The organism is Neobacillus sp. DZ-9, assembly GCF_059587065.1.
Map to the genome: position 1 here is coordinate 64,359 of NZ_JCAIOL010000015.1, position 17,174 is coordinate 81,532.

Below are 17,174 nucleotides of genomic sequence, written 5' to 3' on the forward strand. Positions count from 1 at the left end.
ATAGAAAATGGGAAGAGAATGATTCCCATTTCTATCCTTTTTCATGAAGGTTGAATACACCAAAATGGAGGAATGACGATGAGCAAGAATTTTGAACTACCGAACCCCAGTACGATGCCCAGATTTTCGGGAATCCGTACGTTTATGCGATTACCCTATCAACAGGAAATCGACAAAAAGGACTTTGTGATTCTCGGTGCTCCTTTTGATACTTCTGCGACTTACCGCTCTGGTGCGCGATTTGGCCCCGAGGCCATTCGCCGCAGCTCTGTCCTGCTGAGACCGGCAAATGTTTACCATCAAATTCGTCCTGTTGATTTTCTGGAGGGGGTGGATGGAGGAGATGTCATGGTTATTCCTGGCAACACGGGTCAAAGCCATCAATACATTACCGAGCATGTCAAAGCGTGGGCGATGGAGGGCGCGGTTCCGATTGTGCTTGGCGGGGATCACTCGGTCTCTTTACCGGAGTTACGGGCACTTGCCAGTGTTCACGGTCCATTATCGCTTATTCATTTTGATGCCCACGGGGATACATGGGACGAGTATTGGGGAGAAAAGTATACGCACGGGACGCCTTTTCGCCGAGCGTTTGAAGAAGGGATCATCGATCCGTCCCGTTCGATTCAGATTGGGATGCGCGGCACCGTCTATGATCCTAATGATATCAACGAAGCGCGGGAACTTGGGTTTGAAGTCATTACGGCCGACGAAATGCGGGTTATCGGTCTCAATGAAACGATGAAGCGCGCTCGCGAAAGAGTGGGAAACAACAAGGTTTTTCTCACCTTTGACATTGATTTTCTCGACCCAGTCTATGCACCCGGAACCGGCACCCCAGAAATCGCTGGATTTACCAGTGCAGAAGCCCAACATATGCTGCGCCAGCTCTCAGGCATAAACTTCATTGGATTTGATCTGGTAGAAGTGCTCCCTGCACTTGACCCCACCGAAGTAACAGCCTTAACGGCCGCAAGTATCGTCTTTGAATTTTTAAGTTTATTAGCTCTTGCGAGAAGGGAACAAAATCGATAAAAGGAATGGGAATAGGTAAAAACGGATGCCACCTTAACATGGCATCCGTTTTTACATTACGGGGCTATTTTTACCGATTTTCCTGCAAGACATTGCTTACTCGGTATATTTTTCTCGGCCGTCCTTTAGCGCTAGGAGCCTCGTCCCCGATAATTTCGGCAATTCCTTGTTCAACCAATCCGGTTAGAATTCGACGGGCGTTTCTTGGCGTCATTTTTAGCCATTCCGCAATCTGTGAGGCAGTGATGGAACCATTACCCATTCTTTTTTGAACCGATAAAATTTTGTTGAAGGTTGTAATCGTGATTCCGCTGTGTTTAAGTTTCTCACTTATTTCCTTGTTTTCGGTCCGGTATTGGTAGGTGATCGATTCTTGTTCTTTTAATGGGCCTTCAATCGTTCCATTATCATCAACGAGGAAAGCACAAAAAGAGTCATAGTTTTGTGCATGATTGATGGCCAGACGAGCATTTTCTTCAGCAGATAGGGCAGTATCACCGTAACCAATACCTATATTAGACGGCATGTCCGTAATTAAAGCTAATTTTTCCAACAGAGAACTAATTGGTTTCTCCGTTTCTTCCACCGAACCTCGTGTGGAAAAAATAACAAAGATACCCGTTCCCACTGAGACAAACGACCCTGAAATCGATTCGGCAAAGTTTAAAACGGCAGCCTGAATTTCTAAATGTAATCGGTGTAGGTCATAAGTCCCCATGTTATGAACATCTTTTTTCTCTATTCCTTCAACCTTTACGAGTATGGCGGCAATCTGTGATTGTTTAAAGTGCAGTGTTTCCCACTGTTGAACGGCTGATGATAAAGTTTCGCGTATGTTGCTTCTTGTTGGAGTCACCCTATAAGCGGGAATGTTCTCCTTACGCAATTGATCATAAATGGCCCGTAAACACGTTACACAAAGATCCACTTTCCCCGTTTGATAAAGTTGTTGATGAAAGGATAGTAGATTGCTAACAGGTGTTTCATTCGTATACTCATAAACATGAATTTGATTGCTCGGAATTCCAAGATCTCGGAAAGTTTCATAAACATCTCGTTTTGTTAGCATATCAATACTGACCGTCTCAACGCTCTTCTTATCGTTATAACCGATTTCCACTAAAGTCTTGGTTAAACTTGCACCATCTAATTTAAATAGGTAATAGGGTTGGTTAACGCCGCTCTTTAGATATGAATTATAAAGAGCCGGCCCCGTTAGGATCCAAAAGTCTACTAAATGTTGATTATTTCGTATAATCTCGGCCGCTTCCTCGGTATCCCGATAGATGAAGGGAACAGGCTGGAGCCGGTCACTAAATTCAGTAGCAATTTCAGAAGTAAGACGGATATAGTCATCTGGTCCGATAAATCCAGCTCTAGGTTTCAAATAATCCCCCCAATAAATTGTTGTTTCCTTATAACTATAATTTACTATTTTTGAATAATCTTCTTCAACTATAAGTTTATCTCATCTTTCAAAAATTTCCAATATAAACATATTGAATATTGTGAAAATTCTGTTGACAACCGTTCTTTTCCATTGTATAGTCACATTAAAGGAATAGATTAAGAAAATTTCCGTTAATATAAAAAGGAGGAATGTTTAAAACATGGATTCAACCAAGGATCACCGAAATACGGTCTCTACAGTGGAACAAAATCAATATAAGCATGTTATCGGACACTTTACGACCGGTGTCTCGATTATTACAGTAACGAATAATGGAATCGATTTTGGGATTACAGCAAGCGCAGTCAGCTCCGTTTCAGTTGAACCTCCCATGCTGCTTGTTTGTGTCAATAAAAATACAGGAACATGTCATGCGATATCAGAATCGAAATCCTTTACAGTCAACATTTTGACGGAGGATCAGAAAGATTTAGCCCTGCAATTTGCTAGGGCCAATACAGATAAATTTAAGAATGCAGACTTTTCGTATGGTGAGCTCGGAAATCCTGTCTTTAACCAAACATTGGCTTATCTTGAATGCCGTGTGGTGGAAGAAGTTACGGGAGGAACACATTCTGTTTTTATGGCGGAAGTACAAACGGCTCATGCAGCCACTGGTGAACCATTGGTTTACTATCGCGGAAAGTTTGGTCAATTTATAGAAAATAAGTAATTTGGGGAGGAAATCTAATGGCATTAATGACAGGTAAACAGTACCGTGAATCATTGAATGACGGCAGGGAGGTCTATATTGATGGAGAAAAGGTTCGGAATGTAGCCGAACATCCATCATTTAAGCCGATTATTGATGTAAAGGCGAGAATGTATGATATGGCGCTTGAAGCCAAATATGCCGATACCTTAACGGCAAGACTTCCTGATGGGGAAATCGTATCCCGTGCTTACAAAGCCCCTGAAACAAAAGCAGACTTAGCTGCCATTCGCAAGCATGTCGAAACCGTACTCGATGATCTTAACGGGGTCGTTTACCGAGTGGGGGACGAAACGATTGGCGAAATGTGGTCCCTATATGACGCCCAGGATAAATTAAATGAAATCGACCCAACCTATGCCAAAAATATAAAGTATCATATTGACCGCGTGGCAAGGGAAGACTTGTTCCATGTATCAGCCAATACCGACCCGAAAGGCGATCGAAGCAAACTCTTCAGTGGAAAAGACGGTGGAACACTGCTTCATGTCGTTGAGGAAAATGATAAGGGAATTGTCGTAAAAGGGGCAAAATTTGAGACAGCCGCCGCTTATGCACACCAAGCCTTTGTCAAACCAACGATTTTGGACTGGAATGCCGGATCTGAGAAAATGGCCCCATTTGCCTGCGGATTCATCTGCGATATGGGCTCGCCTGGACTTAAACATATTTGCCGGACCTCCCTTGGTAAAGATCGAAATGCAGAAGATTATCCAATTGCGACAAAATTTGAAGAAATTGATACTTTACTCATTTTTGATAACGTCTTAATCCCGTGGGAAAATGTCCTTTTCCACCGCTCCTTAGAGTCTGCCGCTTATATCCGTTCTACTCTTCATCGCTATTCTGCCTTTAATTACACCCTTAGAATGCTGCGTCGGGCCGATTATTTAATCGGAGCCGCCTTATTAAATGTCGAACAAACCGGTTTAACCCATCTTCAAGCTGTAAAAGAAAAAATATCTCAATTAATCAACTACCGTGAGGGAATCAATGCTCATTTAACCGCAGCTGTTGCTGAAGCGGAAAGAAGCCCGGGCGGATTAATGATGCCAAACCAATCCCTTCTTTATACCGGTCGTGTATTCGCACTAGCGAATTTCCCAGCCATGGCCCATTTAACAAGAGAACTGGTCGGAGGCCAATTAGCGGTAACGCCGGATTCGGCAACAATGGCAGATCCGGAAATCAAGCAATATTTTGATGAATATTATTCTGTTGGCGAGTGGACGCCTGAGGATCGTGGGAAATTACTCTATTTTGCAAGGGACTTATTAAATTCCTCCTACGCAGGTCATCGAACCACGTTTGAATTATTTGCCCAAAGTCCGCCATTTGCGCAACAAATGGCCGTGTTTAATAACTTTGATATGGAACCACAGCGTGAATTGGTGCGAAAGGCAGCAGGGATAAACCAGTCCGTTCGTATTTCCAGCCGCTAATTCCTTAAGCTAGAAAGGAGTTATTCCATTGGAAATTCATACACCTGGTACGCTAAAGCTTCCATCCTCCGTGCTAACCATCGGTGCATTTGATGGTGTGCACCGCGGTCATCAGGCTTTGATTTTAAAAACAAAAGAACAGGCAGAGGCTCATGGAGTTCCGTGTGTGGTCTATACCTTCGATCCACCTCCGAAGGTCCACTTCAAAAAAGGCCAATTGATCACCTCACTGGAAGAAAAGCTGAACCGCTTAAAGGCACTTGGAGTGGATCATGTTATCGTGGGGAAATTTAATGAAGCATTCATGAATAAAACGGTTTCTGCCTTTATTGAAGAGCTGCAATTCATCCATCCCGTTGAAATATGGGAAGGCCCTTGTTTTCAATTTGGAAAAGGCCGTATGGGCACCATTGAAGATTTAAAAAGCCATTTTCATGTCGGCGTGTTACATCCGATGCAATGTGAACAGGGTGAAATCATTTCATCCACACGAATTCGTTCACTTCTAAAGCAAGGAAATGTTTCGTTGGCCAAAAGTCTTCTTGGGGATATCCGTTCTATTTCCTATTTGGAAGAAAGAAACTTTGAGGGAACGGCCATGAAAGTAAATTAGTAGAGTAAGTGAAAATCCGGAGCAGCAATAATGGTGTGATGCCATTCGTTGCTCTCTTTTTTTGAAACAGGAAGAAAGTGAGGGCATAAGGGTTTGAAAATAAATCTAAGCAGGTTACAAAAAGACATTGAAAGGTATGCAGCATATGGGAAAAATGAACATGGAGGTGTCACGAGACCTAGTTTCTCTAAAGAGGATCATCAAGTCCGAAGATTGTTTATAGAAGAGTTAAAAGAATTGGGACTACAGGTAACGATTGATGGTGCCGCCAATATTTGGGGCAAATATGAAGGCACCGGCAAAAAGAAAGGCAGTATTGTCATTGGATCCCACTTGGATTCCGTTCCCAATGGAGGTAAATACGATGGGCCGCTGGGTGTACTAACGGCAAAAGAAATCATAACCATGTTCCAGGAACATCATATTAAACTGAATCATGATCTTGAAATTGTTTCCTTTACGGCAGAAGAATCTAACGATTTCCACTTATCCACCTTTGGCAGTCGCGCTTTTGTTGGGAAACTAAAACCTGAAAGCTTAAAAGAAACCCGTGATTCGAAAGGCTCGCTCCTTCAGGATGAGCTGATGAAAGTGGGAGGGGGACTTGATCAATTCTCCAACATGGAGTCGATGCAAAAAGATAAAAAAGCATTTATTGAAATCCATATTGAGCAGGGGCAGCGGTTAGAAAATGCCAATATTTCTATGGCGATTATTGATAGAGTTGTAGGGACGTTTCGTAGTTTCGTTACCGTCATTGGGGAAGCCAATCACTCTGGAACCACCATGATGAACAATCGAAAAGACGCTCTCACCGCAGCAGCTGAGATGATTCTTGAGGTAGAAAGGTATTGCGCAACTAAAGGAAATATCGTTGGTACAGTTGGAAAATTAACGGTCACACCGAATGCGGCCAATATTATTCCTGGCCAAATTGACTTCATTTTAGAAGTAAGAGCCGAAACGAAGGAAGATATTCAGAACGCGGTGAACACCATCAATCAGGTTTGGCAGGAGATTGCCGAAAAAAAAGAGGTAGTCATCCAGCAAGAAGTCTTTCTTGATCAAAAACCTGTTGTGTTAGATGAGGACCTTGTAGCGATTCTTGAGAACACTGCCAAGGAAATGCATGAGCCTTATTTGAGGCTGCCAAGCATGGCAGTCCATGATGCTGCCCATATGGCAAGTGTCACCAAATCAGTGATGGTTTTCGTGAAAAGTATTGGCGGCAAAAGTCATTGCCCTGAAGAGTATAGTGAACCTTACGATATTGAAAAAGCAGCAAATTTAGTGTTGCAGGGCATTGTTCAGTTGGATCGCACACTGTCTGAAACGGAGCTGAGTGTTTAATCCTATTTTAATAGAAGCCTTAAGAAAGAGAATCGTTTTTATAAAATATTGAATTTTTTGAAAATTAAATTGACATTAACACTATGAACCTGTTATTTTTAATTAAAGAATAAATAAAGAAAAAATCCGTAAATAAAACAACATATACTCCCTAGAATTAGCCGCCTATTTCCTTTCAACTCTTCCAAGCATCAGGATTTAACTCCAAAACTACCATATCATCGATCACCCTGTCATTGATTTTGCCAATATAGGTTTTTAAATTTACAAATTTCTATATAAGTAAAAAGAAAAAAGGGGGACTAAAGTTGGTGCATTCCAAAAAAATATTTGTTAAAAAGATGGTTATGTTTATGGTATTAGCCTTCTTATTGGTAGGGTGTTCAGCCAAAAATTCTTCTACAGGTTCTAGCAACTCAGCAAGCGGTGACACATTACGTGTTGGTCTTCAAGCACCCATGACCGGTGATAATGCCCAATATGGACAGGATATGAAGAATGGAGTGGAGCTCGCTTTTAAAAAGATTAATAGTGAGGGAGGAATCAATGGGAAGAAGCTTGAGTTAATCGTAGGGGACGATAAAGCCACTCCATCTGAAGCCGTTGCCGTGGTGAATAAAATGATTAATAACGATGGTGTAAAAGCCATTATTGGGGGATATAATTCCTCGCCAACTTTGGCTTCTCAAGAAGTATCCGGACCGGCAAAAGTGCTTCATTTAAACATGGGGGCCAGCCCTGATTTATCTAAAACAAAGAATCCATACCTTTTCCGTGTTATCCTAACTGGTTCCGTATACGTTCCTGCCGTGATGAATTATATGGCAAAAGAAAAAAATGTGAAGAAAATTGCCGCGATATTCGAAAATACGGACTATGGCATTACGATGTATGATGCTGCTAAGCAATCTACTAAAGATCTTGGAGTAGATTTTATCACTGCTGAAAAATATAACCCAGGCGATAAAAACTTTTCTGCTCAATTATCCAAGATTAAAACCCTAAAACCGGATGCCGTCATGGTAGTAGGCTTGTACAACGAAGTCGCCTTGATCGAACAGCAGGCCAAGCAGGCTGGGTTAAATGTCCAGTTCTTCTCTCCAGATGATTCGATGTATTCAGAGCAGCTGATCAAATTGGGTGGAGATGCGGTAGAAAATCATATTTTTGCCTCCATGATTGATTTAAATGCAGATACTCCTCAAATGAAAGAGTTTAAAGCTTTAGCTGAAAAGAATAATGTTCCTGCCCAGGCGAATACAGCCATTGCTTTTGACGCAGCCATGGCGATTGCCAAGTCATTAGAAAAAGGCGGAGGAAACGCCGCTAAAGACCGTGATGCCCTAGCAAACACTGATATTTCGGGAATTACAGGGCCGATTAAATTTGATAAAAACGGTGATCGTTCTAACACACCAATGATCATGCAAGTTCAAAACGGTACCTTTAAGGTGATTAAAGATTCAGAATAGGGGGATAATTTGTGTTCGTAGATCAATTGATAAATGGAATTGTCCTCGGCAGCATTTATGCTTTAATGGCAATTGGTTACACAATGGTGTGGAATGTGCTGCGTTTTATCAACTTTGCACATGGTGAAGTCTATATGGGAGGGGCATTCGTGTCCCTTTATCTTCTATTATTAGATACTCCAATCTGGTTAGCTTATCTCGGTGGAGTATGTGCAGGGGCTTTTCTCGGCTATTTAATGGAGAAAGTCGTTTACATGAGGATGCGAAAGGCACCAAAGTTAAATTTGCTGATTGCAGCCATTGGGATTTCGATTGTTCTCCAAAACGTTGCTCAATATATTTGGGGGGCAACACCTGAGCGGTTGAACTCACCATTCCTCTCCAAGAATTTTACGATAGCTGATATGGAGATTAATCAGCACTACGTTTTTATCATTATTCTTACCATCCTTGTCATGATCGTATTAGAGTTATTTATGAATAGAACACTTATGGGAAAGGCTGTTCAAGCAGCCTCGCAAGATATCAATGCCACACAATTAATGGGAATTAACGCCAATAAGATTATTTCGATCACATTTGCCATCGGATCAGCTGTCGGTGCCCTTGCGGGAATATTAGTAGGACCTGTTTTCCTGGTCTATCCAACGATGGGTGTATTTGCAGGTCTGAAGGGATTTACAGCTTCTGTTATGGGGGGGATGGGGAATATTCCGGGTGCCATGATAGCCGGTTTATTATTGGGGATCATTGAGAGCTTTGCGGCTGGCTTTATTTCCTCTGGCTATAGGGATGCAGTCGCGATGGTCATCTTATTATTTATTTTATTAGTTCGTCCTCAAGGAATCTTTGGCAAGATCATTCAGCAGAAAGTGTAAGGGAGGAGAAGAGATGATACAAACCAATAAAACAGTTTACCGGAAGCTCCTGTTGATTCTTGGAGTGATCGCCTTATTTTTCCTCCCCCTTGCCGTTACCAATCCATACGTTATGTATGTTATTAATCTCATTTTAATCTATACCCTCCTAGCCTTAGGTCTAGATTTAATTGTTGGTTATACGGGGCAAGTCTCGGTTGGACACGGTGCATTTTTCGGAATTGGCGCCTATGTTGCCGCCATATTGTCCAAAAACCTTGGATTTTCCTTTTGGGTAAATCTGCCGTTATCGATCGTCATAACAGCGTTAATCGGGTTTATCATTGGCTTTATCGGGTTGAAGCTTATTGAAGAATACTTGGTAATGGCGACACTGGCATTCGGAACGATTATCTGGCTTGTATTTTTAAACTGGACTGATTTAACGGGCGGACCAATGGGGATTGCAGGTATAGCTCCTCCTCCTCCGATAAAAATCGGCACCTTTGAATTTGTGTTTTTTCAATACCAGGATTATTACCCATTATTATTACTCTTTGTGTTTCTTGGTATTTTGGTCACAAGGTTGATCATTCATTCTGGATTCGGGCGTGCCTGTACGGCCATTCGTGATGATGAACTGGCGGCTCAATCGATGGGAATACCTGTTTTTAAAACAAAGGTCATGATGTTCACAATTTCAGCAGCTTTCTGCGGGGCTGCAGGTGCCTTATACGCTCATTTCCTTCGTGTCGTTAGTCCGGAAACCTTTACGTTTTCGATGTCCGTCACCATTCTAACGATGGTCATGATCGGCGGCCAAGGATCGATTGCTGGGGCGGTGATTGGTGCATCCATCCTGACTGTTTCCTCGGAGGCATTGCGAGAAACCCCTGAATTGAGAATGATTATTTACGGGTTTCTGATCGTTGTCATGATTATGTTTTTCCCTAAGGGAATGATGGGATTATTCCAGTTAGTCAAAAGACGTCTTCAGAAAAGAACGATTCAAGCTGCCGAACCGACTCCAGAGAAAGAGGGATTAAGTTATGAGCATTGATCTCACTAATGATTCCGCTATACTAACCGTCCAAAATCTTTCTAAATCTTTTGGAGGCGTTAAGGCCGTTAACAATCTGTCCTTTTCTGTTTTGAAAAACAATATTCATGCGATTATTGGTCCAAACGGTGCAGGGAAGAGTACGTTGTTCAACCTTATTACTGGAGTGATTAAACCAGATATGGGGAAGGTACAGTTTTTAAATCACGACATTACACGCCTGAGACCAGATAAAATTGCCCAGTATGGGGTTTCACGAACCTTCCAAAATATTCGATTATTTCCAGATATGACGGTGTTTGAAACGGTGTTAATAGGAACCTATCAATATACAGGCGGAAATCTTCTTCCTGCTCTTTTCCGGACCAAAACCTTCCGGAACAAAGAATCAGAAGCGAAAGAACGGATTGAAGAAACCCTGAAATTCGTAGGATTATGGGACGTCAGGAACGAGTACGCTGCCCAACTTTCATATGGAAATCAAAGACGTGTCGAAATTGCTAGAGCATTAGCGACGAATCCAGATCTGTTATTACTGGATGAACCTACGGCCGGAATGAATCAGAAGGAAACGAAAGAGCTAATGAGCCTATTTTCAGAGGTGAATCATCAGGGGATAACCATCTTAATCATTGCTCATGATATGCATCTGGTAAATTCCTTATCTAACCAAATTACGGTGATAAATTTTGGAGAAAAGCTAGCAGAAGGTCCCCCTGAATTGATTCAAAATCATCCAGCCGTATTGGAAGCCTATATGGGGAGGGCTGAAGCGCATGCTTAATGTTCAAAATCTAAGTACCTATTACGGGCAAATATGTGCTTTAGACAATGTTAGTTTAATAGTGGAAGAAAGGGAAGCCGTTTCCGTTATAGGTGCGAATGGTGCTGGTAAAAGCACGCTATTGAAGACGATTATCGGAGAGATCCGTCCCAAAAATGGAGATATTCAACTATCAGGCAAATCGATTGTTAAAGAAAAAACGTTTAAACTTGTAAGTCGAGGTATGTCTCTAGTACCAGAAGGAAGACATGTATTTCCATTACTCTCCGTTTGGGATAACTTACTTTTAGGCGGTTATACGCTGCCAGCAAAATATCGCCAGCAGCGGGTGGAAGAAGTAACAGAACCTTTTCCCATCTTAAGAGAAAGAAAGGATCAATTAGCAGGCCTTCTTTCTGGGGGAGAACAACAAATGCTAGCAATAGCTAGAGCGATGATGACAAGTCCAAAGCTATTATTATTAGATGAACCGTCCATGGGTCTATCTCCCAAACTAGTTTTTGAGGTTTATGATAAAATCACCGAACTGCATCAGCAGGGAACGACGATCCTTTTGGTCGATCAAAATGCGGAAATGGCGATTGATTTTTGCAGCCGTGGCTATGTTTTAATGGCAGGGCGTTTAGCCGGACAAGGAACAAAAAGCGAGTTAAAAGAAAGTGAAATCGTGCAGCGGTCCTATCTTGGATCTGCTTAGATTAAAAAATATTCATATAAAACTTACATTTTAAAGGAGGAAATATTAATATGTCAGTCCATGGTGAAACAAAAAAAGTGAGAATTCAAAGAATTCGAACGTTCAAAACGGACCAGTTTTATCCGAAAAACATGGGAAAACCAGAACATCACATTGCGAATGAGTTTAGCATGGCTGTTCGAGCAGGAAATCGCATTTTCTTGAGAGGGCAGACAGGATTTGATTTGGATGGAAATTTTCACGGCGTTGGCGATGTAGAAGCACAGGCGGAAATGGCTTGTACATGTGTTAAACAGCTAATTGAAGAGGCAGGCGGCACGATTCAGGATATTTGTAAAATAACGGTTTATCTCATGCATCGTGAAGATCGAAGCAAAGTCTATCCGGTGATTGCCAAACATTTTAAGGATGTCTATCCGTGCAGTACTGGGTTGCTCGTAAGTGGATTTGCCATGCCTGAGATGTTAATGGAAATTGATGTAGAGGCTGTAATTAGCGAATAAAGCATCGTATTATTTAATTGAAAAATAACGGCAAGGAGGAGAAAAATGACATTTTCGGTAGCAGGACGCTGTTCTTCCACAGGTGCATTAGGAGTCATTGTTACGTCCAGTAGTCCATCCGTTGGGGCAAGATGTCCCTGGGTTAAAACAGAAGTTGGTGCTATTTTAACCCAAAACGTTACTGATCCAAGATTAGCTGGTATCGGTTTTACTGTATTGGAAAACGGATTTGATGCAGAGTCCACGATCCGATCGATGAAGGAAGCTTCCCCGTTTCCAGAATACAGACAGCTAGCAGTTGTCGATTCTAAAGGAAATTCTGCTGCTTTCACAGGTACTAAGGCTTTAGGTGTACACGGAGAATTTTGTGCAAAAAATGTTGCCAGTATTGGGAATCTTCTCAGTAACCCTAAGATTCCGGAAGCCATGGGCCAGGCGTTTTTACAAACTGAAGGTCGACCATTGGCTGAAAGGTTAATTTCGGCGATTGAAAAAGGCTTGCAAATGGGTGGGGAGCTGGATCAGGAGCATTCCATCGGTCTTCTGGTTTATACGGATGAGCCATTCGCCTATGTTGACTTAAGAGTGGACTATAGTGAACAGCCTCTTGAGGATTTAAAGAAGCTTTGGGAAATCTACAGTCCACAGGCAAACGACTACAAAGTCAGGGCGATTGTTCCAGAGTTGGCTCCATCTTATGGCGTTGTAGGTGATGAATGAGTATCCCCATAACTAAAGTGTCCACGGCTTTAAAAGACCGTAATGAAAAATTCAAGAAATATCAGCAGTTTGGAGTCAAAGAATATTGAATTGTAGACCCTAATTACAAAATTATTGAGGTTTATGGGTTCGAGGATGGATATTTCCGAAATAATGAAGCATTTGGACAAAAGCAAGAATTAAAATCCTTTGTCTTTCCTGATTTAGCAATAGAAATTGATAAAGTATTCAATAAAGATCAGTCCTTGATAAAGAGACTGATTTTTTATTTGTTCTCATGGAAATTATGGAGAAACATAGAGAACTTTTAGAGGAAAGTTTTGGGGAAAACCTCATCAATTTACGTCGCAAATTTTCTATCCACCCAGATTTTAAAAAACATTATGTAAAATAGATTTGTACTATTCTTTCTGTTTTATACAACATATTAAGAAAAGCATTACTTCATAGCAAATAATGCTTTTCTTATTCAACAAACGGGCGCAATTCCAGAATAAAAACTGCGCCCTTTTTTAAATATTGGGCCAGATTGTTGAATAGGGTTTTACAAGAATAGCAAAAAATCCTTCGATTAATAAGTCTTTGAGAGAAGCGGATGGTTAGCTGAACATGATACAATGAATTGGAAAGGCTTGTTTAAAAATGAAGGATTTGCTAATTTAAGGAGGGAATGGAATGTTTACATCAGTAAATGATTTCTTAAACGAATGGAAACAAGAAGTAGCTGTTACCCAAAAAGTACTGGATGTACTGACGGATGAATCGTTGAATCAGGAAGTTTCTCCAGGACTATACAGCATTGGAAGCCTGGCTTGGCACCTTACTGGAGCAGCTTACTACTTTCCTTCACAGGTTGGAATAAAATTTGAGATTCCTGATCTTCAAAAAGAGGCACCAAAATCAGCTGCTGAAATCAGCGAGACCTATAAAACAGTAAGCCAGCGGTTAACACATGCATTTTCTGAACAGGTTTCAGATGAAAAAATGAACAAAATGGTGAATTTATTTGGAATGGACATGCCAGTTCAAGCTGTTTTCCGTCTATTAATTCAACATCAGGCTCATCATCGCGGACAATTGACTGTCCTTATGAGACAAGCTGACTTGAAAGTTCCTGGCGTATATGGTCCTAGCAAAGAAGAATGGGAAGCAATGAATGCTCAAAAGAGCTGATATCGTACATCCTTATTAAACAGGTGGGTTCTTCAAACAAGACAACATAAATGTTCTTCCGTAATTGGGCGCGATTCTATAGTAAGAATTGTGCTCTTTCTTTATGTTAAGGGCCATTTAATTGAATAAGGTGTTTCGATCAATAAACCGAAGTCTTAACTTCAATCTAAAGTTGTAGGGAACTTCATTCCATTTATCGATTCCTGAATCTATTTTCATCGTTACAATAGAGTGGAAGAAGCAAGAAGTCTACATCAAGTTTTTTTAAGCGGTTTTGAAAAGTTATTACTAAGAAAAGGAAGTGTACCCTATGAAACTAAACCATATTAATCTTACGGTCACTGACGTTAACGCTGCTCGAGAGTTCTTGGAGAAATATTTCGACTTGCAAACCAAGAGTATAAATGGAGATTCATTTGCTGTAATGACTGACGATGACGGATTGTTACTAGCCTTGATGAAAGATACCCGGGCTAACTATCCCAAGTCCTTTCATATTGGCTTCTCTCAAGAGAGTAAAGAACAAGTAAACGAGATTAATCAACGATTGAAGGATGATGGATTTGATGTGAAACCACCCAAAATGGCTCATCGATGGACATTCTATGTTAAAGCCCCAGGTGGCTTTAATGTGGAGATACTCAGTTGAGTAAGGCACATTCAATACATGGGTTACCTCATGCTCCAAAGAATCAGGCGATGTCCGTGACCTAAATGATTTAAAAGCAATGGTGGTGTGACAAGAAAAGGATCAAGTTCCAGTAGAGAGCAGATGCAATTGATGAGAAATGAAGTGTTACGCAATCCCGATAGTAAGAACAAATTTTGCCTACCATCAATTGACCATGCAGCTTCTCTATTTGAGCCATGAATCGATCGGCGTCATCTAGTTCTCCAACGATTTTTCTGCTATAGGGATTGACAAAAACCGTTAAGGATTTATTTCCATCAAGAATCCCCACTTCTGAAGACTGTTTTCCTTCACCACCAGGCTTGTATCGTGTGTATACCGGCAATTACAATCATAGTAAGTCACAATTAACTAACGAAAAAGTTGTGGGATTTGTATACCTCGACTTTTTCTTATTAAGCAATCAGGCGCTTTAATTGAAGAAAGACACAAAAATGATCAAACTTTTTTATAAAACAAAAAATAAATCTACTCGATAATAATCCTTTTGATCAAACTTTATTTCAAACCTACAAACATTTCTCAACGGGAGGAAAGACCTCGATAACGATGTGGGAACCTAAGACATCTATGTTGTAGTCAGTATTTTTAGGAATAAAACAAGTCTAGAGTTTCCTTTTCTATAGAAAGCTCGAGCATTCAACCCACTGATAAAGGGAAACCCAAAGAAAGGGCATACTAAGATTATATTTAAAGTGGGAGGAAATAAATTTGAGTACAAAAGAGAATGCATTATCTATCTTCGCATTAGGCGGCTTGAATGAAATCGGGAAAAATATGTATGCAATCGAATATTCAAACGATATCGTGATTATCGACTGCGGCAATAAGTTTCCAGATGAAAGTTTATTAGGAATTGATTTGATTATTCCTGATATAGCTTACTTAGTAGAAAATAAAGATAAAGTCAGGGCTTTAATTGTCACACATGGACATGAAGATCATATAGGGGGAATCCCGTTCTTCTTAAAAAAATTGAATGTACCTGTTTATGCAACACGCTTCACACTAGGATTAATTGAAATCAAATTAAAAGAACATAAACTTCTAAGAGAAAGCGAACTTGTTGAAATCAACCCAAACTCAAACTTGAAAATCGGAGAAATGAGTGTAAGCTTTTTCAAAGTGACCCATAGTATTCCTGATTGCTTGGGAATGGTCTTTCACACACCAGAGGGTAATATTGTACATACGGGGGACTTCAAGTTCGATTTAACCCCTGCGAATAATGAGCATTCGGATATTCATAAAATGGCAGAAATCGGCAAAGAAGGGGTCTTGCTTCTATTGTCTGAGAGTACCAATGCAGAACGTCCTGGTTTGACCCCATCGGAACAAATGGTAGGTGAACATGTGGAAGCAGCTTTCATGAAAGCAGAACGCAAAGTTATTTTTTCTACCTTTGCTTCAAATATTAGTCGCGTTCAGCAAGTTGTGAATGCAGCTCAAAAAACAAATCGAAAACTTGCGTTGCTTGGACGAAGTATGGTTAAGGTCTTAGCGGTTGCTATGGAACGTGGATATTTAACAGTTCCTGATGGAATGTTAATTGACCCACATGAAATCAATGAAATGACTCCTGAAAAGGTGGCTATTTTATGCACGGGGAGTCAAGGAGAACCATTGGCTGCTCTTGCCCGCCTATCCACTGGAAACTTTCGCGGTGTCGACATTTTACCTGAAGACACGGTTATCTTTGCAGCAGGTCCAATACCCGGGAATGAACGAAATGTCACGAGTATCGTAGACAACTTATTTGCACTTGGAGCCAAAGTGATTTATGGATCAGGAAGTACATCCGGAATGCATGTTTCTGGCCATGGTTATCAAGAAGATTTAAAACTAATGCTTACATTAATGAAACCAAAATACTTTATTCCCATTCACGGTGAATTTAGAATGCTACACCACCACCGTTTGTTAGCTGAATCCGTTGGTGTAGAGCAAGGAAACACGTTTATCATCAATAATGGCGATGTAGTCGATATTGAACATACCATTGCCCGTCATACCCGGAAAATACCGGTTGGGAATACCTACGTAGACGGGGGGGATGTCGGTAATGTTGGGGAATTTGTGTTACGAGACCGCAAACAGCTTTCAGAGGATGGAATGATCATGATTGTTTTAACTATGAGCAAAGCGGAAGGAAAACTGATTTCTGAACCCGATACCATTTCTCGTGGATTTGTGGATAGAGATTTCTCGGAACTCCGAAGAGACGTTAATCGACTTACTATAAAAACTGTTAAAGAGCTACAAGAAGCAAATAGAAACCAATGGAATGTAATGAAAAAACAAATAAAAAAATCAATACGACAATATATATATACACATACTAAGAAAAATCCAATGATTGTTCCTATACTTATTGAAATTTAATAGGTGGGAAGTTTTTAAAAAAATGAATTAATTGATCTTCAACAATCGGGCGCGATTCAGTAACAAGGATCAGCGCTCATTTTCATTTTAGGGCCAGATTGTGGAATAACATTATTAAATTGAATCAGGAAGATTGTGAAGAAATGTACTGATATGAACGAAACAGTCAATGTTCCCTACCCAAATTGATTTTGGTTTTAGTTTTTGGGTAACTCTAAGAAGAGAAGCGTTTT

17 protein-coding genes and 1 pseudogene are annotated in these 17,174 nt (G+C 40.7%); 16 read left to right on the forward strand and 2 right to left on the reverse strand.

Translation table 11 applies throughout. The features are described from left to right. Positions 1-78: 78 nt before the first annotated feature. Positions 79-1,035: an agmatinase gene (gene speB / locus AC59HZ_RS28065; RefSeq protein WP_496549056.1), complete on the forward strand. Its 957-nt coding sequence runs from the start codon at positions 79-81 to the stop codon at positions 1,033-1,035. A 70-nt stretch (positions 1,036-1,105) separates the two neighbouring features. Here the strand turns inward: speB and AC59HZ_RS28070 are convergent, their stop codons facing one another. Continuing rightward, positions 1,106-2,422 (reverse strand): helix-turn-helix domain-containing protein, encoded by a 1,317-nt coding sequence (locus AC59HZ_RS28070; RefSeq protein WP_496549057.1) that lies wholly within the window; start codon positions 2,420-2,422, stop codon positions 1,106-1,108. Positions 2,423-2,645: 223 nt separating this feature from the next. Between AC59HZ_RS28070 and AC59HZ_RS28075 the strand changes: the two genes are divergently transcribed. The 14 genes and pseudogenes from AC59HZ_RS28075 (at position 2,646) to AC59HZ_RS28140 (ending at position 14,517) form a co-directional block, all read left to right on the forward strand. Continuing rightward, positions 2,646-3,158, forward strand: coding sequence for a flavin reductase family protein (locus AC59HZ_RS28075; protein ID WP_496549058.1), 513 nt, complete (start codon positions 2,646-2,648; stop codon positions 3,156-3,158). 17 nt (positions 3,159-3,175) lie between these two features. Beyond that, a complete protein-coding gene (locus AC59HZ_RS28080) occupies positions 3,176-4,639 on the forward strand; it encodes a 4-hydroxyphenylacetate 3-hydroxylase family protein (RefSeq protein ID WP_496549059.1) in 1,464 nt (487 codons plus the stop codon). A 28-nt stretch (positions 4,640-4,667) separates the two neighbouring features. Continuing rightward, positions 4,668-5,252: an adenylyltransferase/cytidyltransferase family protein gene (locus AC59HZ_RS28085; RefSeq protein ID WP_496549060.1), complete on the forward strand. Its 585-nt coding sequence runs from the start codon at positions 4,668-4,670 to the stop codon at positions 5,250-5,252. 93 nt (positions 5,253-5,345) lie between these two features. Then, positions 5,346-6,602, forward strand: coding sequence for a Zn-dependent hydrolase (locus AC59HZ_RS28090; protein ID WP_496549061.1), 1,257 nt, complete (start codon positions 5,346-5,348; stop codon positions 6,600-6,602). Between the two features lie 311 nt (positions 6,603-6,913). Beyond that, positions 6,914-8,074, forward strand: coding sequence for an ABC transporter substrate-binding protein (locus tag AC59HZ_RS28095; protein ID WP_496549095.1), 1,161 nt, complete (start codon positions 6,914-6,916; stop codon positions 8,072-8,074). Between the two features lie 11 nt (positions 8,075-8,085). Further along, entirely contained in the window at positions 8,086-8,952 is an 867-nt protein-coding gene (locus AC59HZ_RS28100) for a branched-chain amino acid ABC transporter permease (RefSeq protein ID WP_289984008.1), read from the forward strand. A 13-nt stretch (positions 8,953-8,965) separates the two neighbouring features. Further along, positions 8,966-9,991 carry a branched-chain amino acid ABC transporter permease gene (locus AC59HZ_RS28105; RefSeq protein ID WP_496549062.1) on the forward strand — a complete coding sequence of 342 codons (1,026 nt, stop codon included), beginning with the start codon at positions 8,966-8,968 and terminating at the stop codon, positions 9,989-9,991. Next, entirely contained in the window at positions 9,981-10,775 is a 795-nt protein-coding gene (locus AC59HZ_RS28110) for an ABC transporter ATP-binding protein (protein ID WP_496549063.1), read from the forward strand. Before AC59HZ_RS28105 ends, AC59HZ_RS28110 begins: the two co-directional genes overlap by 11 nt. After that, a complete protein-coding gene (locus tag AC59HZ_RS28115) occupies positions 10,768-11,472 on the forward strand; it encodes an ABC transporter ATP-binding protein (RefSeq protein WP_496549064.1) in 705 nt (234 codons plus the stop codon). The genes AC59HZ_RS28110 and AC59HZ_RS28115 overlap by 8 nt, the downstream gene beginning before the upstream one ends. A gap of 50 nt (positions 11,473-11,522) precedes the next feature. Continuing rightward, on the forward strand, positions 11,523-11,975 hold the full coding sequence (locus tag AC59HZ_RS28120; RefSeq protein ID WP_496549065.1) for a RidA family protein: 453 nt from the start codon (positions 11,523-11,525) through the stop codon (positions 11,973-11,975). A gap of 45 nt (positions 11,976-12,020) precedes the next feature. Next, a complete protein-coding gene (locus AC59HZ_RS28125; RefSeq protein ID WP_496549066.1) occupies positions 12,021-12,695 on the forward strand; it encodes a DUF1028 domain-containing protein in 675 nt (224 codons plus the stop codon). A gap of 274 nt (positions 12,696-12,969) precedes the next feature. Next, positions 12,970-13,089 (forward strand): annotated as a pseudogene (locus AC59HZ_RS28130) (TrmB family transcriptional regulator); the annotation flags it as partial. A gap of 281 nt (positions 13,090-13,370) precedes the next feature. Beyond that, positions 13,371-13,868: a DinB family protein gene (locus AC59HZ_RS28135; protein WP_496549067.1), complete on the forward strand. Its 498-nt coding sequence runs from the start codon at positions 13,371-13,373 to the stop codon at positions 13,866-13,868. Positions 13,869-14,178: 310 nt separating this feature from the next. Next, on the forward strand, positions 14,179-14,517 hold the full coding sequence (locus AC59HZ_RS28140; protein WP_496549068.1) for a VOC family protein: 339 nt from the start codon (positions 14,179-14,181) through the stop codon (positions 14,515-14,517). Positions 14,518-14,587: 70 nt separating this feature from the next. On the opposite strand, the gene AC59HZ_RS28145 is transcribed toward AC59HZ_RS28140, so the two are convergent. Then, positions 14,588-14,884, reverse strand: a complete 297-nt coding sequence (locus AC59HZ_RS28145) for a hypothetical protein (RefSeq protein WP_496549069.1) — start codon at positions 14,882-14,884, stop codon at positions 14,588-14,590. Between the two features lie 386 nt (positions 14,885-15,270). Between AC59HZ_RS28145 and AC59HZ_RS28150 the strand changes: the two genes are divergently transcribed. Further along, positions 15,271-16,941: a ribonuclease J gene (locus AC59HZ_RS28150; RefSeq protein ID WP_496549070.1), complete on the forward strand. Its 1,671-nt coding sequence runs from the start codon at positions 15,271-15,273 to the stop codon at positions 16,939-16,941. Positions 16,942-17,174 lie beyond the last annotated feature (233 nt).

What these genes read in the sequence shown, in the direction of transcription:
- speB (WP_496549056.1), top strand. Translation starts at nt 79, where the DNA reads ATGAGCAAGAATTTTGAACTACCGAACCCCAGTACGATGCCCAGATTT.
- AC59HZ_RS28075 (WP_496549058.1), top strand. Translation starts at nt 2,646, where the DNA reads ATGGATTCAACCAAGGATCACCGAAATACGGTCTCTACAGTGGAACAA.
- AC59HZ_RS28080 (WP_496549059.1), top strand. Translation starts at nt 3,176, where the DNA reads ATGGCATTAATGACAGGTAAACAGTACCGTGAATCATTGAATGACGGC.
- AC59HZ_RS28105 (WP_496549062.1), top strand. Translation starts at nt 8,966, where the DNA reads ATGATACAAACCAATAAAACAGTTTACCGGAAGCTCCTGTTGATTCTT.
- AC59HZ_RS28110 (WP_496549063.1), top strand. Translation starts at nt 9,981, where the DNA reads ATGAGCATTGATCTCACTAATGATTCCGCTATACTAACCGTCCAAAAT.
- AC59HZ_RS28115 (WP_496549064.1), top strand. Translation starts at nt 10,768, where the DNA reads ATGCTTAATGTTCAAAATCTAAGTACCTATTACGGGCAAATATGTGCT.
- AC59HZ_RS28120 (WP_496549065.1), top strand. Translation starts at nt 11,523, where the DNA reads ATGTCAGTCCATGGTGAAACAAAAAAAGTGAGAATTCAAAGAATTCGA.
- AC59HZ_RS28125 (WP_496549066.1), top strand. Translation starts at nt 12,021, where the DNA reads ATGACATTTTCGGTAGCAGGACGCTGTTCTTCCACAGGTGCATTAGGA.
- AC59HZ_RS28135 (WP_496549067.1), top strand. Translation starts at nt 13,371, where the DNA reads ATGTTTACATCAGTAAATGATTTCTTAAACGAATGGAAACAAGAAGTA.
- AC59HZ_RS28140 (WP_496549068.1), top strand. Translation starts at nt 14,179, where the DNA reads ATGAAACTAAACCATATTAATCTTACGGTCACTGACGTTAACGCTGCT.